Raw genomic sequence first — 23,635 nt, 5'->3', positions numbered from 1 at the left:
CAAAAGGCCTGATTGTAACGCAGGAAAGCAGAGAGAGCAGGCCCGTGAGGGCCTGCTTAGGCTATTCAAAGTGAGTGAACTAGCCCTGTTTTTCGATCTGCTTGGTAACTACATACTGCTGTGCAATCGACAGTAGCTGGTTAACCACCCAGTACAGCACTAGGCCTGCTGGGAACCACAGGAAGAAAATAGTGAAAATAATGGGCATAAACTGCATAACCCGCGCCTGCATTGGGTCTGGCGGAGTCGGGTTGAGGAACCTCGTCTGCACAAACATGGCTGCACCCATGAGCAGTGGCAGTACGAAGTAGGGGTCCTTAATCGACATGTCTTCGATCCACAGGAAGAAGGGCGCTTGGCGCAGCTCCACGGATTCCATCAACACCCAATACAAGGCGATAAACACCGGCATCTGAATCAAAATCGGCAAGCAGCCACCCATCGGGTTGACCTTTTCATCGCGGTACAGCTTCATCATTTCCTGACCCAGCTTCTCGCGGTTATCACCGTATTTCTCTTTGATTTCCTGAATCTTAGGCGCGACTTTGCGCACGTTCGCCATCGAGCGATAGCTCATCGCCGAAGGCTTGTAGAATAGTATTTTGATGCTGATGGTGAGCAAGATAATGGCTACACCCCAGTTACCGACCAAGCCATGGAAGAAGCTCAACAGCCAGAACAGCGGCTGGGCAATCCACCAGAGCCAGCCATAGTCGATGGTTAGGTCTAGGTTTTCAGCAATTTCTGCCAAGCGCTCTTGGTTTTTCGGACCGACATACAACTGCGCACCGACGGTAGCGCTGTCGCCCGCTGCCACCTGCGTTGGCTGGCTGTAAAAGCCAAACAAATAGTTACCTTTTACAAAGCGACCGTTGTAGGTGTGCTGCTCATCCTGAGCCGGAATCCAAGCGGACAGGAAGTAGTGCTGCAGCATCGCCGCCCAGCCGCCGGTTTCGACCTGCTTGTAGGCGCTGTCCTCCAAATCATCAAAGCTGACCTTTTCATAGCGGTTTTCAGAGGTGGTCAAGGCCGCGCCCAAATAGGACTGCATGCCCATTTGGTTGCCCTGAGATGGATCGCCAGAGCCGTCACGCTTTAGCTGGGCATAAAACACGCCCTGCCATGGCTGCTCAGACAAATTGCGAATACGGTAAGAGATGTCCACCAGATATTCACCGCGAGTAAAGGTGAAAACCTTGTCCACCTCGGCTTTGTCGCTGCGATGGGTCAACACCACCTCCAGCGTTTGCTGATCTTCACTGAGCTCATAGCGAGTGCGATCGCTGTTAAAAAGAGCTTTGCCGTCGCTATCTATGCCGTCACGCCCCAGTAAGCCGCTTTGCGCAACGTAGGTACGCCGGCTGTTGCGTTCCAGCAGCACAAACGGCACGTCTTTTTGCTCAATAGAGGCTGGGAATTTAGGCAGCAATACCTCAACCACCTCACCACCCAGGGGATCAATGGTTAGAGTTAATACATCCGTCATTACCTGTATCAGCTCACCGCTGGCTTCTGGTTGTGACGCATCCACATCAGGCCCAGTGCTGGTAATAGTCGGTACATCGGCATCTTGGCTGCGATCGCCATCAATGGCGGCAATCGGTGCTTCCTGGGAGGACGGTGTTGCCGCTATCGGCTGACTGTCCTGTGGTTTGCTTCCATAGTCATCGTTCCAGGCCAGAATCAGAAAATAGCTACTGATAGCTAGACCAATAAAAATCAACGTACGGCGGATATCCATGATTAGGGTTTCCGTTGACAACAGTTAGGTGAATGGGAGTCAGGTACCGGGTCATAGCCATGGGAAGCCCATGGGTGACACCGCAAAATGCGTTTTATCGCCATGCTACCACCGCGCACAACACCATACCGCCGGACTGCTTCATCGGCGTAACTGGAACAGGTTGGGTAATAGCGGCAACGACTGGGAATAAGAGGGCTGATGGCCACTCGATAAAAGCGAATGAGCAACAATAGGCAATTAGCGCCCAGACTGGGGTCGCTGTTTGCGTTGACCTTGTGCTCGTTTGCCATGGCTGGGACGCTTTAATCGGAACCAAAGGGCGTCAATCATCTCACGAATCTGCTGGTTGTCTAGTGTCACCAGACCGCCCCGTGCCAGCACGACGTAGTCGGCTGCCGGTAGCTCATGCTGATGGAGACGAAACGACTCGCGTACCAATCGCCGTACCCGATTGCGGGCAACAGCCAACTTGATTTGCTTTTTTGCCAGCACAAAGCCAAGACGTGGTTGCTCAACATCGTTGGCACTGGCCAATACCAGCAGGTGAGGTGTGCTGCCGCGTAACTCAGTGTGATCGAACACCCGTTTAAACTGCGCCGGTTTTAGTAACCGCGAGTCGCGTGTGAATCCGAATTCAGGCATTGATAAGCGGCAGCAAAGGCGCAATTAGGCAGACAGTACGTGACGGCCTTTGGCACGACGACGAGCCAGAACTTGACGGCCGTTTTTGGTCGCCATACGGGCACGGAAGCCATGAGTACGCTTGCGCTTCAGAACGCTTGGTTGAAATGTACGTTTCATAACAAAGTCACTCGGTTAAGAGAATTAAACCCTGACCCTGAGTGTCACCGAAGCAGTGTTACCCGTGGGCCTGAAAATTAAGGCCGGCAATTGTATGAGAAAGAACCAGTGAAGGCAATGACTGAATTTTGATCAAAATAACGGCTGCGAAGTTATCCCACTGTGTGAAAAAGAATAAGTGAATATGAATGTGTGTGAAGGAAAGGAAGGAGTAGTTCGTTATTTTTACTCTTAGAGACGGCCAACTCTGTGGTTAACCTGTATTTTTCCTTTAAAAACAATGAGTTACAGACTTATTAAAGGCGGTATAACAAGGGGAGTAGCTGCGCAAACAGAGCGGATGAACGGTGGATGAAACAGCTTATTGTACACAAGGCAAATAATTCTTATCGGACTATCCACATTTGTCCAACGTTTTCCCTACCTTCATCCACAGCATTATGAGCGTTTTTAAGGGAGCTTAACCGTCTTGCTGTGGTTGTAACTTGGATGATTTGAATAGCTGTGGATAACCTTGTTGCTATGGAGTAGAATGCGCGATTCATTTTGGCATCTCAGGCGTTACCAAGAGGTCTAGCACTCAGTCTATGTCGGTGGCTGTTACCGATGTTGCTGTCGGGGGTTGTCTCGACTGACTCACACGATTGCGCCGCTATAAACAGTGGCAAGACTGCTAACCCAGTGCCTGTTCAATCCTGTTTCCTGAATTGAGGTAGCCGTGACCGCTTTGTGGCAAGAATGTCTGGGTCAGCTGCAGCACGAATTACCGGCGCAGCAATACAACACCTGGATCCGTCCGTTAGTCGCCAGTAGCGACCAAGGCCAGCTGGTTCTGAGCGCGCCTAACCGCTTTGTAAAAGACTGGGTGAAGGACAAGTACCTGCAACGCATTCAGGAAATCTTGTCGGAGCTTAACGGTGGACGCATCACCCATGTTGAGCTGGCTGTGGGTGAGTCGCAGCCCATGTTTCGTCCGCCAACTAGCAGCAGTAGCCGCCCGAGTACGCCACCACCACGCCCAGCGCCGCGCTCGAACAGTCAGGATCAGTACGGCTTTGCCGCGCCGCCTACCAGTGCTCCTATGCAAGGGGAGCTGCTGGATGATATTCCAACGCAAGAGCAAGCCGCTCCGCCACAGCGCCAGGAGCCAGTGAGCGCACGGCCGCGTGAGCGCAATGTGCAAGTGGAAGGCGGCTTAAAGCACCAAAGCTTTCTGAATAAAAATTTTACCTTCGATACCTTTGTTGAAGGTAAAAGCAACCAACTGGCCCACGCGGCGGCGCGTCAAGTGGCGGAAAACGCCGGCGGCTCCTACAACCCACTGTTTATATACGGTGGCGTCGGCTTGGGTAAAACCCACTTGATGCACGCTGTGGGTAACTATCTGCAAAAGAAAGATGGCAACGCCAAAGTGCTGTATGTGCACTCTGAACGCTTTGTGCAAGACATGGTGAAGGCACTGCAGTTGAACGCCATTAACGAGTTCAAGCGTTTTTACCGTGGCCTGGATGCGTTGCTGATCGATGATATTCAGTTTTTTGCTGGTAAAGAGCGCTCCCAGGAAGAGTTTTTCCACACCTTTAATGCCTTGCTCGAAGGCGGGCAGCAAATGATTCTGACCTGTGATCGCTACCCTAAAGAAATCAACGGTTTGGAAGAACGCCTGAAAAGCCGGTTTGGATGGGGGCTGACCGTCGCGGTTGAGCCACCCGAACTGGAAACTCGAGTCGCCATTCTGATGAAGAAGGCTGAACAAACCGGCGTGCACTTGCCAGACGACGCTGCTTTCTTTATTGCTCAGAAAATTCGCTCGAATGTGCGCGAGCTAGAAGGGGCACTGAAACGGGTGGTGGCGAACTCGCACTTCACCGGCAGTGACATCACGTTGCCCTTTATTAAAGAGTCATTGAAAGACTTGCTGGCACTGCAAGATAAGCAGGTCAGCATTGATAATATTCAACGCACGGTGGCGGAGTATTACAAAATCAAACTCTCTGATTTACTATCTAAACGCCGCACCCGCTCCATCGCTCGTCCGCGTCAGGTAGCGATGGCATTGAGTAAAGAACTGACCAATCACAGCTTGCCAGAAATTGGCAATGCATTTGGTGGTCGTGACCACACGACAGTGCTGCATGCATGTCGTAAAATCAAAGAATTGCAGGAATCCAGCGCAGACATTCGGGAAGATTACAAAAACCTGTTGCGCTCACTGACAACCTAGACTGAGTGGGAGAACCATGAAATTCGTTATCTCTAGGGAAGCCCTTCTACGTCCACTGCAGCTGGTGGCGGGTGTGGTAGAAAAACGCCAAACGCTGCCGGTGCTGTCGAATGTGCTGCTGGAGGTGAAAGGACAGCAGCTGGCGCTGACAGGCACCGACCTAGAAGTTGAGCTGATCGGTCGGGTGACGCTGGATGAAGTCGGCCAGGAAGGCGAAATAACCGTGCCGGCGAAGAAGCTGATGGATATTTGCCGCACCTTGCCAGACGGCGCCCAGATTGAAGTAGAGCAAGACGCCCAACGCGTTAACGTGCGTTCCGGTCGTTCACGCTTTGCGTTATCGACCTTACCGGCGACTGAGTTTCCTAACGTTGACAGCACCGTGGATGAGCAGGTCTTCAGCATCGAGCAGAGCAAACTGCGCCGCGTGATCGACCGCACCAGCTTTGCCATGGCGCAGCAGGATGTGCGTTATTACCTCAACGGCATGCTGTTCGATGTCTCAGCGAATCAGTTGCGCACTGTGTCTACCGATGGCCATCGCCTGGCCATGGCGCATGTGGATATTGCCGGTCCAGATACCGCACAGCAAATGATTGTGCCGCGCAAAGGCGTGCTGGAAATGGCCAAGTTAATGACCGATCCAGAGGCCAGTGTTGAAGTGGCTTTAAGCAGCAAGCATCTGCGCTTGGTGACGGAAACCTTCACCTTCACGACGAAATTGGTGGATGGCAAGTTCCCAGACTACGGTCGAGTCATTCCGAAAAACGGCACCAACGTGATGTTGGCGGATCGTCAGGAACTGCGTCAGGTTTTCCAACGCACCGCGATTTTGTCTAACGAGAAGTATCGTGGCGTGCGTCTAGTATTGGATTCTGATCTATTGAGGGTCTTTGCCAATAACCCAGAGCAAGAGGAGGCTGAAGAAGCCGTCGCCGTTGAATACCAAGGTGATAACCTAGAAATTGGGTTCAATGTCTCTTATTTGCAAGATGTCATGGCGGTATTGGACAGCGAGCAAGTGAAACTTACCATGGGCGATGCCACGGCCAGTGCCTTGCTGGAAGAACCGGAAAACGGCGACGCCATTTACGTGGTTATGCCGATGCGTTTATAAGCGACTCTTTTATGCCAATTCGGCACCTTCAAGTCAGCGGTGTGCGCAATTTGCTGCCGCTGACGATTAACCCCCATCCCGCGATCAACTTTCTTTACGGCGATAACGGTTCCGGTAAAACCAGTGTGCTGGAAGCCATTGCTTTGCTGTCGGCAGGCAAGTCATTTCGTACCACTCAGTTCAAGCATGTACTGAGCCACCAGCAGGATCGTATGGAGCTGATGCTGCAGCTGGACGACGAGCACCTTGGCGAGTGCGAGCTGCACAGTTTGCGGTTAAAGAGTGGCGATCAACTGCTGAAGATCAATGGCTCAGTGTTGACCTCCCAGGCGGAGGCGGCGCATTGGTTGCCTGTTCAGGTGATTGAACCGAATACCTTTCGCTTGTTGTCGGGTTCTCCTGAGGAGCGCCGACAGTTTATTGATTGGGGCGTGTTCCACGTGGAACAAGGGTTCATGGAGAACTGGAAAACCTTTCGCCAGCAACTTAAACAACGCAATGCCGTACTCAAGCAAAAGCAGGAAGAGTGGCTGAGTGTTTGGAACCCAGGTTACATTGAAAGCGCTGAAGCCATCGATCAACAGCGTCAGTCTTATCTAAAACGGTTTAAACCCGAGTTTGAGCGCATTCTTAGCCAGCTGGACGACAGCCTAGAAATCCAGCTGACGTATTATCGTGGTTGGGACAAAGACAGCGCGCTGAGCGATGTATTGGCTCGTCAGCAAGAGCGCGATTTGAACCTTGGCTACAGTCAGTCTGGCCCGCATAGGGCCGAGCTGCGCATCAAGGTCGATAAGCAGCCGGCTGCCGATATTCTGTCGCGTGGTCAGCAGAAAACCGTCGTGGCAGCGCTTAAGATAGCGCAGGGAAGTCTGTTTCAAAAAGAGAGCGGCCGCAGCACCATTTATCTGGTGGATGACTTGGCGTCCGAGTTGGACGAAAAGCATCGTTTTGCTTTATGCAAACTGCTGGAAGACTTAAAATGTCAGGTCTTTGTTACCAGCATCGATAAAGAAAAGTTAACGGACATCTGGCGTCCTACGGCCAGTAAAGTGTTCCACGTGGAACATGGTGCTGTCAGGGAGACAGACCAAGCCTCGCCAACGGCCACAACAACTCACGAATGATCTTCTCTGGTGCGATAGCGCATCACAGAGAACTACCGATTTAAAGAGGAACACCGAATGAGTGAGCAGAGTTACGACTCGTCCAGTATTAAAGTCCTGAAGGGGCTGGATGCCGTGCGCAAGCGTCCGGGCATGTACATCGGTGATACCGATGACGGTACTGGCCTACACCACATGGTTTTTGAGGTGGTCGATAACTCCATCGACGAGGCATTGGCGGGTCACTGCGACACCGTGGATGTGGTGATTCACCCAGATAACTCAGTGTCTGTATCGGATAACGGTCGTGGCATTCCGACAGAACTGCACCCGGAGGAGGGTGTTTCTGCAGCCGAGGTGATTCTGACGGTACTGCACGCCGGCGGTAAGTTCGACGACAACTCGTATAAAGTATCCGGTGGTCTGCATGGTGTGGGCGTATCTGTGGTCAATGCCTTGTCGGAAAAACTAAAGCTGACCATTCGCCGTGAGGGCAAGGTGTTCGAGCAGGAATACACCCACGGTGTGCCTGATTACCCGCTCAAAGAAGTCGGCCATACCGATGTTTCCGGTACCATGGTGACCTTCTTGCCTTCGAAGGAAACCTTCACCAAAACGGAGTTTTCCTACGATTATTTGGCCAAGCGTTTGCGTGAGCTGTCGTTCCTCAATTCAGGGGTACGCATTCACCTGAAAGACGAGCGCGTAGCCGACAAGGAAGATATCTTTGAGTTTGAAGGCGGCCTGAAATCGTTTGTTGAGTTTCTTAACGAGGGCAAAACGGCCCTGAACGACGTTTTTCACTTCAACTCCGAACGTGAAGATGGCATGTCCGTGGAAGTGGCGATGCAATGGAACGACAGCTTCCAAGAAAATATCTTCTGCTACACCAATAATATTCCGCAGCGCGATGGTGGCACCCACCTAGCGGGCTTTCGTGCGGCGCTGACTCGCACACTGAACTCTTACATTGCCCAAGAAGGGTTGGATAAGAAGAACAAGGTGGCGACCACAGGTGACGATGCCCGTGAAGGCCTGACGGCGATTATTTCCGTCAAAGTGCCGGACCCTAAGTTCAGCTCGCAAACCAAAGATAAGTTGGTGTCATCGGAAGTGAAGCCAGCGGTTGAGCAGGAAATGGGGCGTTTATTCCAAGAATACCTGCTGGAAAACCCGCAAGCGGCCAAAGAGCTGGTGGGCAAAATGATCGACGCGGCTCGTGCTCGTGAGGCAGCGCGTAAGGCGCGTGATATGACGCGCCGCAAAGGTGCGTTAGACATCGCAGGCTTGCCGGGTAAGTTGGCCGACTGCCAAGAAAAAGATCCGGCATTGTCTGAAATTTACCTGGTGGAGGGTGACTCCGCCGGTGGTTCTGCCAAGCAAGGTCGAGACCGCCGCACTCAGGCGATTCTGCCGCTGAAGGGTAAAATTCTGAACGTTGAAAAAGCACGCTTCGACAAGATGCTGTCGTCGGCAGAGGTGGGCACCTTGATTACCGCCCTAGGCTGCGGCATCGGTCGCGAAGAGTTTAACCCGGATAAACTGCGCTACCACAGCATCATCATTATGACGGATGCGGACGTCGACGGTGCTCACATTCGTACCTTGCTGCTGACCTTCTTCTTCCGTCAAATGCCTGAAATCATTGAGCGTGGCCATGTCTTTATTGCTCAACCACCGCTGTACAAGATCAAGCGCGGCAAGCAGGAGCAGTACATCAAAGATGAAGAGGCATTGGAGAGTTATCTGACCAATGTGGCGTTAGAAAAAGCCAGCCTGTACCCATCGCCTGAGGCACCTGCCATTTCCGATGCAGCCTTCTCCGATTTGATTGCTGACTACCGAGAAACCCAGGAAGTGATTCGTCGCCGCGGTAACCTGGTACCCGTGCACGTATTGCATGAAATGTTGAGCTTGCCACGCCTGAGCGGCGAGGACATGGAAGACGCGCAAAAGGTACTGGCCTGGACGGAAGCCCTAAACGAGCGTCTGCCCGATGCTGGCCGCTCTGGCAGCATGTTCCACGTGGAACCTCAGCAAGACGAGGAACGTGGTATCCACAATGTGCTGGTTAAAGTCGTGACCCACGGCATCGCCAAAGAGCACTTGTTGGATCAAGAATTCTTCAAAGGCGACGGCTATAAGCGCATTGCTGATATGGCTGAGCGCTTGTCGAACTTGCTGGAAGAGGGGGCTTATATCCAACGTGGTGAACGTCGTCACGAGATTGGTGACTTCTGGGATGCCGTACAGTGGCTGCTGCATGAAGCTCAAAAGGGCTTCAATATTCAGCGCTACAAAGGTCTGGGCGAGATGAACCCAGATCAGTTGTGGGAAACCACCATGGACCCAGATGCACGCCGCATGCTGCAAGTGACCATCGAAGACGCCATCGCTGCCGATAAGATGTTCAACACGCTTATGGGCGATGAGGTGGAGCCGCGCCGTGCCTTTATCGAAGCGAATGCGCTCAACGTTGCTAATCTGGATTTCTAATCAGGTAATGTGCAAATGAAAGGAAAAGGGAGCCGCGGCTCCCTTTTTTTATGCTGGCGTGATCAAGGTTAGCCTTTTTCGGCGGCCACCACGCTGATCTCTACCAACAGCTCCTCACGCGCCATTGAGGCTTCAACGCAAGCACGAGCAGGGGCGTGGCCTTCTGGCACCCAGGCGTCCCATACTGCGTTCATACCGGCAAAATCATCCATGGTTTTTACATAGATGGTGGCCGACAGAATATGCTCGCGGTCGCTGCCAGCTTCCAGCAGTAACTCATCGACCTTATCCAACATGGTTTGCGTTTGCTCGGTGATGTCCTGATTGGGCAAGCCCGTGGCTTCGTTGCGGGTAACGTCTTTACCTACCTGGCCACACAAATAGATGACACCGTTGTGTTTCACGATGCGGCTCATACGGGCTTTGGTATGCATGCGGGTTATGTCGGTCATGGTGCTGTCTCGCTCTGGTATCAAAGGTGCCTATGATAACGGCTGTTGGCTGGGATGGCATGTCGCTGAACAGGCGTCAGCGGCAAAATGGTTCAGCACTTATTTCTCTCTATCACGCGTTATATGAGCGCGATATGCAATGTCTGGAATCGCTGTTAATCGCGAATCACCACGGCCTTTATGCTACTGTGCGCGCGCTTCGGGCCCAAAGAATAAAGAGGAGATGTTCATGAACGCAGTGGTCATTGCGGTGGTGTTGATGCTGGCTTTGAGTTTGGCACGCATGCACGTGATGTTGGCGATGATTATCGCCGCCTTTGTCGGTGGTTGGGTGGGCGGTTTGGATTTAACCGCTACATTAGACGCTTTTAATCAAGGCATTGGTGGCGGTGCCGGCATTGCCCTCAGCTATGCCTTGCTGGGTGCCTTTGCCGTGGCGATTTCGCTGTCTGGGCTGCCACAGTTATTGGCTGACGCAATTTTGAAACGCATGACGGGCAGCAGCCATGCACAAGCCAGTATTTGGTTAAAAAACGGCTTGCTGGGCTTGCTGTTGTTGGCGGCAGTGTCGTCGCAGAATTTGATTCCGATTCATATCGCTTTTATTCCCATCCTGATTCCACCGCTGCTGCTGGTGATGGCCCGGTTGAAACTGGACCGCCGCTTAGTGGCCTGCGTTTTAACCTTTGGCCTGGTAACGCCATATATGTTTTTGCCTGTGGGCTTTGGCAATATTTACTTGCACGATATTTTGCTGGGGCGGGTCGCCGATGCGGGCTTAAACATCGACGATGTTTCTGTGGTTAAGGCGATGGCGATTCCGGCATTGGGCATGTTGGCAGGCTTAGCTATGGCAGCGCTGTTCAGCTACCGTGGTGAGCGTCAGTACGATGTGGCAGCGATTGAAACCACCGAGCACCATGAACGCCAATACGATGCCAAATCTCTGTGGGTGGCAGCATTGGCGATTGTTGTGGCCTTTGCGGTCCAGTTGGCGACGGGCTCAATGGTATTGGGTGCAATGGCTGGGTTTATGCTGTTCTCGGCCACTGGGGTCGTGCGTTGGAACGAGTCGGAAGGGGTGTTGGTGGATGGCATTAAAATGATGGCCTCCATCGGTTTTATTATGATTGCCGCAGCGGGCTTTTCTGAGGTGCTAAAGGCCACGGGTGACATCGATACTCTGGTGAACGGTGCTGCGCAGTGGTTGGGCGATAATCGTGGATTAACGGCTTTCTTATTGCTGCTGGTCGGCCTTTTGTTGACCATGGGCATTGGCTCGTCGTTTTCTACCATTCCTATCATCGCCGCCATTTATGTGCCTTTGTGCATGCAGTTAGGTTTTAGCCCGATGGCGATTGTGGCGCTGATTGGTACAGCGGGTGCGCTGGGGGATGCCGGCTCGCCAGCGTCGGACTCCACTTTAGGGCCAACGGCCGGCCTGAATGCCGATGGTCAGCACCACCATATGCGCGATACCGTGATTCCAACTTTTTTGCACTTTAACCTGCCATTGTTAGCCGCTGGTTGGCTAGCGGCCATGGTGCTGTAGTTTGTTTTAAGCCCTGTCATTGCGTGCTGCTAAAAACGCTTGCCGCTGCTTTCAGTGTCGACGTATTCGCCGCTAAATGGCTGCTGTGAAATGCGATCCACTTGGTCATTAATCCAGTCTTCAACTTGCTGGTTAAGTGCGGCGGTGGATTGCCCTTCGTTTTCTATCACAGGGCTGATGACCACGCGAATGGTGCCGGGGCGTTTTACCCAATGATGATTGGGCCAGTATTCACCTGAGTTGTGCGCCACGGCAATCACTGGGGCCGTGTTTTTGCTAGCCAGCATGGCGCCGCCTTTAGAAAAGGCTTTGCGCTTGCCAGGGCTAACACGCGTACCTTCCGGAAAAACCAGCACATGAATGCCAGCGCGCAAACGTTCGCCGCCTTGCTGCACCACTTGTTTGAGGGCATTGGCTTTTTTACTGCGGTCGATAAAGATCGGATGAATCAGGTTGAGCGCCCAGCCAAACACCGGCAAGTACAGCAATTCTTTTTTAACCACCTGTACATGAGGCGCCAGAATCAGCGGCAAGAAAAAGGTTTCCCAGGTGCTTTGGTGTTTGCTCAGCAACACATAGCCGCGACCATCTTGTGGAATGTTCTCACTGCCTTCGACCTGCCAGCGCAGGCCGGCAATCCATTTGGCCGCCCACATCACCAAGCGACAATAAATGCCCATGATAAAAAAGTTGCGCACTTTCAGCGGTAGGAACAAACCCAAGGTAAAACTGGGCAGTGCCCAAATACAGGTAATCAGGATCAGTGCCAGATAAAACAACAGCGAGCGCAGGGCATGCAGGGCTGAGGGACGATCGGTTGTGGCTACTAGGCCGTCGTGTGCTCTCATTCTGCCTCCGAGAATTACATATGCGCGAGTTATACCATTTTCGCGTCATGCAGCCGTTGCCGGGGGCGCTAAAGAGTCTTTCTAAACGATCGTTTAAACGGTAAGTGAGTGCTTACAAGGTGTCCAGATACCAGTCGGTAAAGGCGGCAAGATCATCAAATACTGGGCTGTCGGCAATGCTGGCATCGCTGGCCAGTTTGGCTTCACTGTTAAGGCCTTTGCCTGTGCGCACCAGTGCTGTATGGCAACCGGCGCTGTGGCCGGCCTGCAAATCACGCAGGGAGTCGCCGATCATCCAAGCATTATCGATGTCCGCCTGGGGCAGATTTAGCGCTGCGCGGATTTGCTCAATTAACCCTGGCAAGGGTTTGCGGCAATCACAGTGATCGTCAGGGCCGTGAGGGCACCAAGCAATATGAGCAAAATGACCGCCATACTCGGCGGCCAAGCGGCTCATCTTTTCATGCATGGCATCCAAATCGGCCTGGCTGAAATAACCACGCGCCAGCCCCGACTGATTGGTCGCCACCGCTACCGTTACGCCAGCATCGCATAAGCGGCCGACGGCTTCAGCGCTGCCGGCAATGGCGATCCATTCCTCAACCGACTTAATGTAGGCATCGGAGTCCTGATTGAGTACGCCGTCGCGGTCGAGAATAATCAGTCGGGTCATGGGGTTAGTCCGGCTGCGAGCGGCGATACAAAGATGCTGCGTCTTGCTCAAGTGAGCCAGCCAAAGCGGCAGAGTATCCGTACTGCCAGCCCGCTAAATGATCACCGTTATAGTCAAACATGCCCCACTGCGGAAACCCTGGCAGTGCCGTCAGGTCGACAGCAGGAATGGTGGCAACGCCAGTGTGGCCCTGCGGCAACATAATGTGCTGATTGAAACCAAAGTATTCATAACTGTCTGTTTCCAGTCGATAACTCAAGGATACAAAACCATGAGGCAGCGACTCAGGTGCATCACCCAGCAGAGGTGCAGAAGCTGTGAGTTTATCCTGGCTATAGCTCACATTACTTAGTGTAACCGGTGGCAGTGAAGCTTGAATAAAGCCCTCAGACTGCGGTGCCTGGGTGGCGCGCTTAAAGCGTGTTTCATCGCTAAAGCGATAGTACTCGTCAAACCAGTCGCCATCGCGCATCAAGGCCGCAGGAATGGGAATATAGCGGTTGTCATCCAACGTCAGCGTTAAACGGCTAACAGAGTCTAGCGTGCGGTAAACTAGGCCATATTCCATTGCATCGGCCGTTGCCGTGGCGGGTGAGACTTTTACCGTATCATCGCTGGTAAAATCGATGGTTAGGGTATCGCCACCTTGCAACTGCAAGCCTTCACGGCGCTGGATAAAGTAGTCGTCACCGTTTTTACCCACGGCTAAGTAGGTACGCGGTACGTCACGACCTATTAAGTCGATATCGGTAATAAAGTCCCCATCTGAACTCGCTGTCGTGATGTCGTTCATAATAATATCGATGACATCGGCTCCTTGGCTTTGCACAGCAACATTGCCCGCATCTTCGGCCGACGAATCATATTGGCATAAGCGCGTTTTTGATGGCTGTGCCAAATACAAAGTGCGCATATAGCTGTAGTTCGCACTGCCTCCGTCCTTGCATAGATACAAGTAGGTCACGGGGTCGCTGCTGCTGGCCACGTCGACCACGACTTCTGACTCACCTGTTTTTTGCTGCCACTCACCATTGCTGTCTAACACGGCCAGGTAGTAGGAGTCGCCTAACTCAAATGTCATGGTTAAGGCGTTATTAGCGGGTGGTGTATCGCCATCATTGTTGCCATCAGTACCACCATTGCTGTCGCCGCCAGTGCCGGTATCCGGAGTTTCCGGCGTATCGTCACCCGAACTGGAGCTGCCGCCTCCGCCACAGGCAGTCAAACCCAGCGTGGCCGTTAACATTGCGAGTAATAAAGCGTGTTTATTCATGGGGTATCCTTGTGAAATATTCACAGCAAGAAACTCCCCCGCTAGGCGGGGGAAGAAAGGCGATCAGGCAAGTTAGCCCTGATTCAATAAGGCGATATCTGCGATGGCAATAAACAAACCTTGCAGCTGTTTAAGCAGTGCCAAGCGGTTGTTTTTGACGGCGTCGTCATCGGCCATCACCATGACGTTATCAAAGAAGGCATCAACCACACCGCGCAGACCCGCCAGCTCAGCAAGCGCAGGCTGATAGTCACCAGCGGCAATCATAGGTGTGACCACATCACGCTTAGCCGCCACTTGCTCAGCTAACGCCTGTTCGGCTGCTTCGCTAAGCAATGCTGTGTTGACCTCAGCGATCACTGCATCACCGCCGTTTTTAGCCAGAATGTTGGAAACACGCTTGTTGGCGGCGGCCAGGGCTTGTGCCGATTCCAGCTGATAAAAGCTGTGTACGGCCTTAACACGACGATCGATATCGAGCGGCTTAGTCACGCCTAACGCGCGTACAGCCATAAAGACTTCGGCCGGAATATTGGCGTCTTGATACCAAGCGCTAAAGCGATCCAGCAAGTACTCGGTGAGTATGGTTTTGGTCTCGGCTTTTAGCTCCACAGACCATTGGTTATCGATGGCCCAGTCGAGTAGCTCGCTTAAGTCCAAGTCGATGTTCTTTTCCACCAGAATACGCAGCACACCCAAAGACGCCCGGCGCAGAGCAAAGGGGTCTTTAGAACCGGTCGGTAGCTGGCCGATGCCAAACAAGCCAACCAAAGAGTCCAGTCGATCAGCCAACGCAATGGCGGTACCGGTGGCCGTGGCGGGTAGCTCGTCGCCAGCAAAGGCGGGCATATATTGCTCGACCATGGCCGCGCAGACATCGGCGGGCTCACCATCGTGCTCGGCGTAGTATTTACCGGCCAGGCCTTGCAGGTCGGTAAACTCAAACACCATTTGCGATACTAAGTCGTTTTTGCACAGCTGAGCGGCGCGCGCGACCAAGCTGGTATCGGCTTGCATCGCCGTGGCAATTTTTTGCCCCAGGTTAGAAATACGACGGGCTTTATCGGCGATGGTACCGAGCTGGTTGACCCAGACGACGTTTTCTAACTTGTCGAAACGGCTGGCCAGGCTTTGCTTGCGGTCGGTATCCCAGAAGAACTTGGCGTCAGCCAGGCGGGGGCGAATCACCTTTTCGTTACCGGAAATCACCTGCTGCGGGTCTTTCGACTCGATATTGGCCACGGTAATAAAGTGGTTTAGCAGCTGGCCGTCTTTCATCACATGAAAGTACTTTTGGTGCTCTTTCATCGACGACACCAAAGCTTCCGCTGGCACCGTCAAAAATTCTTCATCAAAGCTGCCGGCCAAGGCCACGGGCCACTCATTGAGGGCGGTGACTTCTTCCAGCAAATCATCGTCAATAACGGCTTGGCCGCCCAGCTTTTCACCAGCAGCTTTGACTTGCTCGGCGATCAAGGCAGAACGCTCAGCAAAACTGGCCATCACATAGGCCTGGCGCAGTGTGCTTTCATAGGCCTCAGGTGAGCTAATAACGACATCACCGGGCGCATGGAAACGGTGGCCACGTGAGGTGTTGCCAGATTTCAGCTCGAGCAGGTCAGCGTCGACCACCTGATCGCCAAACAGCATTAGCAGCCATTGCGCCGGGCGTACGAATTCAACCCGGGTAGCACCCCAGCGCATGCGCTTAGGAATCGGTAATTTCTCCAGGCTGTGCTGGACGATCTCGGGCAACAGCTCAACGGTGTTTTTGCCGGCGATGGTGCGTTTGATCATCAGCTTGCCAGCGTTTTTGCCTTCAGACTCCGGTGCTTCCACCAGCTCAGAGGCATCAATGCCAGCGCGTGAGGCAAACCCTAACGCGGCTTTGGTCAGATTGCCGTCGGCGTCGTAAGCAATTTTGGCTGGCGGACCAAACAGGGTTTCTTCCTGGTCGGCTTGTTTAGCGGCCAGATCAGCAATGCGCACGGCCATGCGACGCGGCGCTGCGAATATTTCGACCTTGCCAACTTCCAGCTTGGCGTCAGTGAGGCCAGCGACGATGCCATCGGCAAAGGCTTGCGCCAGTCCTTTCAGCGCCATCGGTGGCAGTTCTTCAGTTCCCAGTTCGACTAAAAAGCTGTTATGGCTCATTACTTTTTCTCCTGGGTCTGAGCATCTTTATCTTTGGCGGCCTGCCATTTGGCCAACACTTCCTGGCGAATGGACTCTTCAGCCAGCGGGAAGCCTTTTTCTGCACGACTGTCGTAGTAGGCGTGGGCAACGGCGCGCGCCATGGTACGGACACGCAGGATATAACCCTGACGCTCGGTGACTGAGATAGCGCCACGGGCATCGAGCATATTGAAGGTGTGTGAGGCTTTTAGCGTTTGCTCATAGGCAGGCAGCGGCAGACCCGCGTCGATTAAACGCAGGCAGTCTTTCTCATACTGGTTAAAGGCCTGGAACAGGAAGTCGACATCGGCGTGCTCGAAGTTGTACTCCGATTGCTCAACTTCGTTTTGGTGGAACACATCGCCGTAGGTCACGGCTTTGCCATCTGGGCCGTAGGTCCACACCAGATCGTACACGCTGTCGACTTCTTGCAGGTACATGGCGATACGCTCAAGACCATAAGTGATTTCGCCGGTCACGGGGTAACACTCCAGGCCACCGGCCTGCTGGAAGTAGGTGAACTGAGTCACCTCCATGCCGTTGAGCCAGACTTCCCAGCCCAAGCCCCAGGCGCCCAGAGTGGGGCTTTCCCAGTTGTCTTCGACAAAACGAATATCGTGCACCAGCGGATCAATACCCAAGGCTTTCAGCGAGTCGAGGTACTTTTCTTGAATATCGAGCGGCGATGGCTTCATGACCACCTGAAACTGATAGTAGTGCTGCAGGCGATTTGGGTTCTCGCCGTAGCGACCGTCGGTAGGACGGCGACTGGGCTGCACATAGGCTGAGTTCCAGGTCTCTGGGCCAACGGCACGCAAAAAGGTATGCACGTGGAAAGTGCCGGCACCGACTTCCAAATCGAGAGGTTGATTGATGACACAGCCCTGATCGGACCAGAACTCCTGCAGGGCCGCGATCAGACCCTGAAAGGTTTTAATATCGTGGCGGCTTTGACTCACAACGGTTCACCTTGGCTTGGCGCCTGCGCGCGCATGGAAAATAAAGGGCCGGATTATAGCAGTGGTGGGGCGGGATAACAGCCCGCAGGGAGCGGGCTGTTGGCATCAATGCATGGACTTAAAAAAGATATCGTAGCCTTGGGCTCGTGCAGTATCCTCTTGACTTGGGCCGGTACGGGTTGCAGTCGGTAGCGGGGCAGGCTCATGAAAAATCAGCTCGTCTGGAGTGATCACATAACCATCAAGCATATAGGAATGTGCCCTGCCGTTTTGGGGGCCAACTAGAAGGTCATTGGCATCTGTACAGGCATCGTGGACGTTCCCTGCTTTGCAATCCCACACGGTCATATCGACACCAGTATAAATATTTGCCAGAGGGAGCGACTGCCAGTCGATGCCATCCTCTGAGACCCAGACAGTGTTTGAGTTGCCAGCTTCTAGCAAGATCAGGCGCTCACTGTTGGTGTAAAGCAACTGCTGCGTGTTCGGTACAAATGGCAGATCTGCTGCTGGGGTTGCTGAGTTTCCTTGTATCAGAGTCCATTGCCCTTGTTGCTGGCGTGGCCAAAACCAACCTTTCTGGTTCGACAAAATGGCCTTGTCTAGATTCTCAGTCTGGCTAGATAGCCAGGCATACTCCTCACCAACTTGAGAAAGCTTGAATGCTTGGCCCTTAACTAGAAGGTGTTCGCCGATGAAGCGAATATCCATAGGATCATAGTCCTCTTCAAGGACTGCTTCAGGAAGCTCGGGCAGTATTTGCCAATGAATACCATCGCGGGTGCGTTTAAAGTGATATTTGCCATCACCTGAGTAAGCGTAGCCGTTTAAAGGAGAATAGTGCTGGTCATCCCCCTCCAACCAAGTAGATGCATCAAGGCCATATTGGTTATGCTGGCGCTTATGCCAATGATAGCCATCGTAGGAAAGCATGGTGGTTTTTTGTGGCCAGTGATTTGACCGGCCAATATTAATATAGTGACCGTTCCAAAAGGCATAGTCGGCAGAGAACTGTTGTCCAGGGTTATCAACCCATTGCTTGTTGGAGAGTGTAACATCACCGCTAGGGCTAATGGTTAGCACATCGTTACTATTCTCTGAGTGCCAGCGGCTGTTGTAGCGGGGTGAAATTACATCGTAACTATATACAGCTACACGTGCGTGGCCATCTTCAATCATGGTAATTAAATGTGGGTAAGTTTTTGAAGTGTGGATGGGGATCTCGCTATTACTCAGTGGTTCCCAATTAATGCCATCAATGCTGTGGTGAATAGAAATGGTTTCGATAGGGTAATCGGGTCTCATAGCGTTTCCTGAAAGTACCCATGAACGTCCAGCGTAGCTAAAGTCTTCAACAATACTATTAAAAAACTCAGGAGCTTTATGTTGACTCCAGGAGTGATCACCTTCTAAGCGAAATAGCTTCTCTGAAGTATGTAAAAAAAGCTGGTCATTAGCCGCGATCAAGCCAGACCCAGAGGTAAAGAGATTTGTAGCAATTGGTAAGTTTATTTCTTGCCAATCAGAACCATCCTCTGAAACCAATAACTGTACTTGGTTAGATCCTTGTAACAGTAGAAAAATACGCTCTTGGACTTGTGTAGAATCAATGAGATTAAGAGCCCTCATTGTTTGATAACTCTCATCATAAGCAAGCGCAATATTATCGCTTTCTAGCCACCAATCTCGGCCATCTCGTGTCGCCCATAATTCGCTATCCTTCTCCTCGTAAATTAAGAATTTTCCATCTTTAGAAAAGGTAGAGGGCACCTTATGGGGTAGAAAGTCTTTTGTTGTAAGAAACTGTCGATAGGCCTTGCTATGATGAACAACCCATAGAAATGTGTTGTGTAAGTCAGGACTAGTAATGATACCATCGATCGGGTATAGCTCAGTGGCGCAGTTTTGTATGTCAGAAAAGCTGCATTGCTCCTGATGAGTATGGTAGTAGCGGGTGTTATCAGGTAGCTGACGTGTGTCAATACTGCTTGTTTGCTCTCCAAACCACACGGTCATAGGATAAGGTTGAGCTACCTCCACATCCCAATATGCGGTACTTTCACCACTGCTGGCGGAAATAGTCGCACTCCCTTCGGAAATGGCAGTTACAACACCAGTATCAGAAACGTTGGCGACATTTTCGTTAGAGCTCGTGTACTTTATGTTTTCTACTTCATGGTTCGAGATGGTGTTGACAACTCTTTGCCCAACCATCAAATATTCTTTTTCACTATGATGGAAAGTAAGTAGCTCGGGTGTGCTACTATTTTTGTCGCTATCGCAGCCAAACAAAAGAGCGATACTTGATGTAATAAAAATTTTGCTAGCTAGGCGCAGTTTGTAACGCATATCTTTATCCTAGAAAAGTATGAACAATGAGTATCTTGCATAAGGTACCAACTTTATCATTAAGATCATTGTTGAGTAAGGACTATTGATCAACGTAAGATTTTAAGCTAATAGCTATGGTAATCCCCCCATTTTTAACTGACGCTAAAAGTAGAAGTTAGGCTGCCATCAAAGGTGGCTTGCCTCCATTGGCCTTGTGCGGCCGATTGTGATTGTAAAACCACAGCCAGTTCGTTGCATACTCCTGAACTTCCTCAATTGATTCAAACAGGTGCTTGCTGACCCAGCTGTACCGCATTGTACGGTTATGACGCTCGATATAGGCATTTTGCTGAGGCTTTCCAGGTTGAATGTATTCAATTCGAATACCATGCAGTCTGGCCCACTTAACAAACTCGGTACTGATAAACTCCGGCCCATTGTCACAGCGTATTGCAGTGGGCTTAGGCCGCCATTCCAGTAGCTGATTCAGTGCTCGAATAACCCTGGGGGCTGGCAACGAAAAATCCGCTTCGGTGCACAGTGCTTCACGCCGATAGTCGTCGATGACGTTAAATAGCCGATAGTGGCGACCATCAGCCAGTTGGTCATGCATAAAATCCATCGACCAAACCTGGTTGGGTTTGATGGGCTCCTTCAACGGCTCGGGGGCCTGCCTTTTTAAACGGCGCCGACGTCGAATACGTAGATTCAGTGCTTGCTCACAATAGATCCGATAAACACGCTTGTGGTTCCAGGAGCGGCCCTCGACGTTGCGTAAGTAATCGAAGCACAGGCCAAAACCCCAGTCGCTTTCTGCATCAGTTAGCTTTATAAGCCGATGGGCGATTTCAGCGTTTTCGTCACTGAGTATGGGCTGATAGCGGTAACAGGTTTCACTCACGGCGAATATCTGACAGGCCAGACGAATACTGATTTTCCGCTCAGCGACAGATTGTTGAGCGAGCATGCGCCGCGCCTGGGGCTTCACCACTTTTTTGCCATGGCTTCCTGAATAATCTCGGCCTTGAGGCGCTCCTCGGCGTACATCTTCTTGAGGCGTCGATTTTCTTCCTCAAGCTCCTTCATGCGTGCCATGAGTGAGGCATCCATGCCACCGTATTTGGCTCTCTATTTGTAAAATGTCGCGCTGCTCATGCCGTGTTCACGGCAAAGCTCCGGCACAGGCGTGCCAGCCTCGGCTTGCTTGAGGATCGCCATGATCTGGCTGTCTGTGTAACGTGATTTTTTCATACAGAATCTCCTACGCTTAGGTTACGAGAAAATTCTACTTTTGGCTGCTGTTATTTTTCGGGGGGATTACCGGGGGTTCTACTGGATCCGGCCCTGTTGTTGGCTGACTAGAGTTGCTTGAATTACCACCACATGCAGTTAATAGTGCAGTGGCAATGATTGATAAAGAAGTTTTATTGTAGGAAATCATAATTTCATCCGTGATTTTCTTCGTGGGCCGAATGATGATTCACAGTGATATTCCAGTCAATTAGTACCTGTGAACTTTGCAGTTTATTGGCAATGCTACGGCAAACGAATCGTCACGCGTGCCCCTGTGGGCGTACGGTTGGCAATGTCGAGTTGACCGTGCTGTTCGCCTTGGCGGTGATGGTCGGCAATCAGTTCGACAAAATACAGCCCTAGGCCGCTGCCTTCGCGCTTGCTGGAGTCCCACTCTCCGTTAAGGATTTCGGGAGGAAAGCCTGGCCCATTGTCTTCGATCGTTATGGTAAATCCGTGCTCGTCGCTGGCTTTAAACCAGATCTCAGTGGCGCCAGCTTGTGCACTGTTGGTAATGAGGGTGATGATGGCTAAATGCAGCAACATTTCGCTGTAAAAACCTTGGCATTGCTCATCTATTTGATTATGAAATTTAATGGTTGGAAATTGCAGCGAGGTGGCTTCGATGGCGTCATTAACCGTATCCATTGGCCAAGCATCGTCGAGGGGGAAGTGACGCTGCTCGCCTAAGCGAAATAGGCTAACCAGCTGCAGGGTGTCATTTTTTAAGCGGTTGGTTCGCTGCAAAATGGGGGTAAGATGTTGATGATAGTTTTCAGGGACTTGCTCGATCGCTTCGCGTTCATAGTCCAATAAAGCTTGCAACTGGTTTTTTAGGTCATGAATAACGGCACCAACTAGTTGATCAAACTTCATAAACCGGCAGCTCGCTTTAAGCGTAAATAGGTGTTTTTTAATCTATCGTAGCGTTCAAAGCGCTCGTCGGTGTCGCCAATCGGGCCGATACGTTTAAACATTTTGTGACAATCTTTTAGATAGCTGACACGAATTTCTTTTTCTTCCATAAAGCTGAGTTTAGCCTGAATGGCATTTAGTAATACGCTGACACCTGCTTCTTCAAAGTCAGCGGCCTCATCAAAGGCTTCAACGGCTTGTTCTAATAAGCCTTTTTCATAGCAATCCACGCCTCTGGCATTGAGCTCAGTAGTGTATTTTCTAACGGTTATTTCGTTGAGCTTGCTTTCTAGGCGTTGCCATTCCTCTTGGATAGCATTTTCATCTAACCCTTGCTTTTGCAGCTTGCGTAATAGCTTTTTGGCTTTTACATGCTGGTCGGTTTCTATATAGGCTTCGGTCATTTGCAGTTGCTGATCAAGGCTGGGGTCTTCTATGCGCGCAAGAATTTCCTCGGCATGGTTGGCAGATTTACGAGCCTTTTCTTCTTGGCCCAGTCGGTGGAATGTTTTGCCCTCGACGATGCTGCTGTCGAACATTACTCCGCTATTGCCAGCATAATCTTGGCGCAGCTCTTCTACGTAACGCATGACTTTATCTGCACGCACACGGCTATCACGACCGCCTTCTGGTGAAATACGCGACTGCACTGCTTGGGCAAAATGCAAATAGTTATCTGAGTTTTTGTAGCAGGAAAAACGCCCGAGGCGCACTGCGGCATCAAATGCCAACTCGGCTGTAGCATAGTCTTCGTTGGCAACGGCTATTTGACCTAGCTCCATTTGTCGCAATACCGCTTTGGGCGAAATGTCGACGGCTTTTTGTAAAAACTGCTGTGCTTCTTCTGGCTTTTCGAGCTCAAGCATAATACGAGCTAGCCAGTCGTAGCACTGCACATATAAGGGGTGCTTCGACAGCGTTTGCTTTAATAGGGCGATGGCTCCATGCGGGTCACCTAAATGGTGCATGCAAATAGCTTGGCCCAAGCGCGCCCAGGAAACCGAACGAATATTCAATAAATCAGAATAAATGCGAATCGCCTCGTGATAGCGCTGCTGTTGCATATAAAGTCGGCCGAGAATACGGGTGAGCGGCATTAATAATTTGGGGTGTTGTTTGATGACGATTTCAGCTTCGGTCACGGCATCGTCAATGCGGCCGTCATCAACAGCTTGGTTGATACCCTGCAATTGCGATTTGATGTCGACAATGCGTGTTAGCCGTTCGCGCAGCATGTTGAGGGTAAAGGGTTTGGTCAGGTAGGCATCTGGATCGTACTCCAGTGCACCCATTACCATATCAACGGCGTTTTCACCTGTGACCATAATAAACAAAGCCGTTGCTCGCAGGCGCTGGCTATAGCGCGCTTCTTCAAGGATTTGTTGCCCGTCTTTGCCTTTGCCGAGGTTATAGTCAGACAGCACCATGTCGTAGTCATGCTCGTGTAGAAACTTCATGGCCTCGTTGCCATCGACAGCCGTATCAATGTGACTTGCTCCCAGCGTCACCATCATTTTTTTCAATGAGGTGCGCGCTTCAACCAGATCGTCGATGATAAGGATGCGCTGTGATGCCAGCTCGTTTTCTAAGTTGATCATAGTGCCGCCATTCCATGAGTAAGCTGAGTCTAGCAGAGCCTACTTCTCTCGGCTGAGTGCTTGCCTGCAGCTGATGGT

At 51.7% G+C, this 23,635-nt stretch carries 18 protein-coding genes and 1 pseudogene; 5 read left to right on the top strand and 14 right to left on the bottom strand.

Translation table 11 applies throughout. From position 1 onward, the window contains the following. Positions 1 to 79: 79 nt before the first annotated feature. The 4 genes from yidC to rpmH are packed head-to-tail and all read right to left on the bottom strand — an operon-like array spanning position 80 to position 2,545. On the bottom strand, positions 80 to 1,741 hold the full coding sequence (yidC, locus tag IE090_RS11865; protein WP_189388600.1) for a membrane protein insertase YidC: 1,662 nt from the start codon (positions 1,739 to 1,741) through the stop codon (positions 80 to 82). A gap of 2 nt (positions 1,742 to 1,743) precedes the next feature. Continuing rightward, positions 1,744 to 2,034 (bottom strand): membrane protein insertion efficiency factor YidD, encoded by a 291-nt coding sequence (yidD, locus tag IE090_RS11860; protein ID WP_189388599.1) that lies wholly within the window; start codon positions 2,032 to 2,034, stop codon positions 1,744 to 1,746. After that, positions 1,982 to 2,386, bottom strand: a complete 405-nt coding sequence (gene rnpA / locus IE090_RS11855; RefSeq protein WP_189388598.1) for a ribonuclease P protein component — start codon at positions 2,384 to 2,386, stop codon at positions 1,982 to 1,984. Before rnpA ends, yidD begins: the two co-directional genes overlap by 53 nt. A gap of 24 nt (positions 2,387 to 2,410) precedes the next feature. Continuing rightward, complete coding sequence (gene rpmH / locus IE090_RS11850) at positions 2,411 to 2,545, bottom strand: 50S ribosomal protein L34 (protein WP_094059166.1); 135 nt, start codon at positions 2,543 to 2,545, stop codon at positions 2,411 to 2,413. Between the two features lie 718 nt (positions 2,546 to 3,263). Here rpmH and dnaA point away from each other — a divergent pair. The 4 genes from dnaA to gyrB are packed head-to-tail and all read left to right on the top strand — an operon-like array spanning position 3,264 to position 9,488. Continuing rightward, positions 3,264 to 4,769 (top strand): chromosomal replication initiator protein DnaA, encoded by a 1,506-nt coding sequence (gene dnaA, locus IE090_RS11845; protein ID WP_189388597.1) that lies wholly within the window; start codon positions 3,264 to 3,266, stop codon positions 4,767 to 4,769. A gap of 16 nt (positions 4,770 to 4,785) precedes the next feature. Beyond that, the gene (gene dnaN, locus IE090_RS11840; RefSeq protein WP_189388596.1) at positions 4,786 to 5,886 is read left to right on the top strand and encodes a DNA polymerase III subunit beta; all 1,101 of its coding nucleotides are present in this window, start codon (positions 4,786 to 4,788) and stop codon (positions 5,884 to 5,886) included. Between the two features lie 11 nt (positions 5,887 to 5,897). After that, entirely contained in the window at positions 5,898 to 7,013 is a 1,116-nt protein-coding gene (gene recF, locus IE090_RS11835) for a DNA replication/repair protein RecF (RefSeq protein WP_189388595.1), read from the top strand. A gap of 57 nt (positions 7,014 to 7,070) precedes the next feature. Beyond that, positions 7,071 to 9,488, top strand: coding sequence for a DNA topoisomerase (ATP-hydrolyzing) subunit B (gene gyrB, locus IE090_RS11830; protein WP_189388594.1), 2,418 nt, complete (start codon positions 7,071 to 7,073; stop codon positions 9,486 to 9,488). A 68-nt stretch (positions 9,489 to 9,556) separates the two neighbouring features. On the opposite strand, the gene IE090_RS11825 is transcribed toward gyrB, so the two are convergent. Beyond that, entirely contained in the window at positions 9,557 to 9,940 is a 384-nt protein-coding gene (locus IE090_RS11825) for a RidA family protein (protein WP_189388593.1), read from the bottom strand. 229 nt (positions 9,941 to 10,169) lie between these two features. Between IE090_RS11825 and IE090_RS11820 the strand changes: the two genes are divergently transcribed. Continuing rightward, positions 10,170 to 11,492, top strand: a complete 1,323-nt coding sequence (locus tag IE090_RS11820; protein WP_189388592.1) for a Na+/H+ antiporter family protein — start codon at positions 10,170 to 10,172, stop codon at positions 11,490 to 11,492. A gap of 29 nt (positions 11,493 to 11,521) precedes the next feature. On the opposite strand, the gene IE090_RS11815 is transcribed toward IE090_RS11820, so the two are convergent. The 9 genes and pseudogenes from IE090_RS11815 to IE090_RS11775 all read right to left on the bottom strand — a co-directional run bounded on the left by IE090_RS11815 (position 11,522) and on the right by IE090_RS11775 (position 23,557). Further along, entirely contained in the window at positions 11,522 to 12,340 is an 819-nt protein-coding gene (locus tag IE090_RS11815; RefSeq protein WP_189388591.1) for a lysophospholipid acyltransferase family protein, read from the bottom strand. Between the two features lie 112 nt (positions 12,341 to 12,452). Then, on the bottom strand, positions 12,453 to 13,013 hold the full coding sequence (gene gmhB, locus IE090_RS11810) for a D-glycero-beta-D-manno-heptose 1,7-bisphosphate 7-phosphatase (protein ID WP_189388590.1): 561 nt from the start codon (positions 13,011 to 13,013) through the stop codon (positions 12,453 to 12,455). 4 nt (positions 13,014 to 13,017) lie between these two features. Further along, the gene (locus IE090_RS11805) at positions 13,018 to 14,286 is read right to left on the bottom strand and encodes a hypothetical protein (protein ID WP_189388589.1); all 1,269 of its coding nucleotides are present in this window, start codon (positions 14,284 to 14,286) and stop codon (positions 13,018 to 13,020) included. 72 nt (positions 14,287 to 14,358) lie between these two features. After that, positions 14,359 to 16,440: a glycine--tRNA ligase subunit beta gene (glyS, locus tag IE090_RS11800; protein WP_189388588.1), complete on the bottom strand. Its 2,082-nt coding sequence runs from the start codon at positions 16,438 to 16,440 to the stop codon at positions 14,359 to 14,361. Beyond that, positions 16,440 to 17,420: a glycine--tRNA ligase subunit alpha gene (gene glyQ / locus IE090_RS11795; protein WP_094059181.1), complete on the bottom strand. Its 981-nt coding sequence runs from the start codon at positions 17,418 to 17,420 to the stop codon at positions 16,440 to 16,442. The genes glyS and glyQ overlap by 1 nt, the downstream gene beginning before the upstream one ends. Positions 17,421 to 17,525: 105 nt before the next feature. Then, complete coding sequence (locus IE090_RS11790; protein ID WP_189388587.1) at positions 17,526 to 19,769, bottom strand: Ig-like domain-containing protein; 2,244 nt, start codon at positions 19,767 to 19,769, stop codon at positions 17,526 to 17,528. Positions 19,770 to 19,926: 157 nt separating this feature from the next. Next, a pseudogene (locus IE090_RS11785) lies at positions 19,927 to 21,002 on the bottom strand (IS3 family transposase). A 285-nt stretch (positions 21,003 to 21,287) separates the two neighbouring features. Continuing rightward, positions 21,288 to 21,920, bottom strand: coding sequence for a sensor histidine kinase (locus IE090_RS11780; protein ID WP_189388586.1), 633 nt, complete (start codon positions 21,918 to 21,920; stop codon positions 21,288 to 21,290). After that, on the bottom strand, positions 21,917 to 23,557 hold the full coding sequence (locus tag IE090_RS11775; RefSeq protein ID WP_189388585.1) for a response regulator: 1,641 nt from the start codon (positions 23,555 to 23,557) through the stop codon (positions 21,917 to 21,919). The genes IE090_RS11780 and IE090_RS11775 overlap by 4 nt, the downstream gene beginning before the upstream one ends. Positions 23,558 to 23,635: the final 78 nt, after the last annotated feature.

It is taken from the genome of Bacterioplanes sanyensis (genome assembly GCF_014652515.1).
In the GTDB taxonomy this organism is placed as follows: Bacteria; Pseudomonadota; Gammaproteobacteria; order Pseudomonadales; family Oceanobacteraceae; genus Bacterioplanes; species Bacterioplanes sanyensis.
This window is presented reverse-complemented; position numbering and strand designations above follow the sequence as displayed.

Coding starts and splice junctions, on each gene's coding strand:
- yidC (WP_189388600.1), bottom strand. CDS start 1,741: ATGGATATCCGCCGTACGTTGATTTTTATTGGTCTAGCTATCAGTAGC.
- yidD (WP_189388599.1), bottom strand. CDS start 2,034: ATGGCAAACGAGCACAAGGTCAACGCAAACAGCGACCCCAGTCTGGGC.
- rnpA (WP_189388598.1), bottom strand. CDS start 2,386: ATGCCTGAATTCGGATTCACACGCGACTCGCGGTTACTAAAACCGGCG.
- rpmH (WP_094059166.1), bottom strand. CDS start 2,545: ATGAAACGTACATTTCAACCAAGCGTTCTGAAGCGCAAGCGTACTCAT.
- dnaN (WP_189388596.1), top strand. CDS start 4,786: ATGAAATTCGTTATCTCTAGGGAAGCCCTTCTACGTCCACTGCAGCTG.
- recF (WP_189388595.1), top strand. CDS start 5,898: ATGCCAATTCGGCACCTTCAAGTCAGCGGTGTGCGCAATTTGCTGCCG.
- gyrB (WP_189388594.1), top strand. CDS start 7,071: ATGAGTGAGCAGAGTTACGACTCGTCCAGTATTAAAGTCCTGAAGGGG.
- IE090_RS11825 (WP_189388593.1), bottom strand. CDS start 9,940: ATGACCGACATAACCCGCATGCATACCAAAGCCCGTATGAGCCGCATC.
- IE090_RS11820 (WP_189388592.1), top strand. CDS start 10,170: ATGAACGCAGTGGTCATTGCGGTGGTGTTGATGCTGGCTTTGAGTTTG.
- IE090_RS11815 (WP_189388591.1), bottom strand. CDS start 12,340: ATGAGAGCACACGACGGCCTAGTAGCCACAACCGATCGTCCCTCAGCC.
- gmhB (WP_189388590.1), bottom strand. CDS start 13,013: ATGACCCGACTGATTATTCTCGACCGCGACGGCGTACTCAATCAGGAC.
- IE090_RS11805 (WP_189388589.1), bottom strand. CDS start 14,286: ATGAATAAACACGCTTTATTACTCGCAATGTTAACGGCCACGCTGGGT.
- glyS (WP_189388588.1), bottom strand. CDS start 16,440: ATGAGCCATAACAGCTTTTTAGTCGAACTGGGAACTGAAGAACTGCCA.
- IE090_RS11790 (WP_189388587.1), bottom strand. CDS start 19,769: ATGCGTTACAAACTGCGCCTAGCTAGCAAAATTTTTATTACATCAAGT.
- IE090_RS11780 (WP_189388586.1), bottom strand. CDS start 21,920: ATGAAGTTTGATCAACTAGTTGGTGCCGTTATTCATGACCTAAAAAAC.
- IE090_RS11775 (WP_189388585.1), bottom strand. CDS start 23,557: ATGATCAACTTAGAAAACGAGCTGGCATCACAGCGCATCCTTATCATC.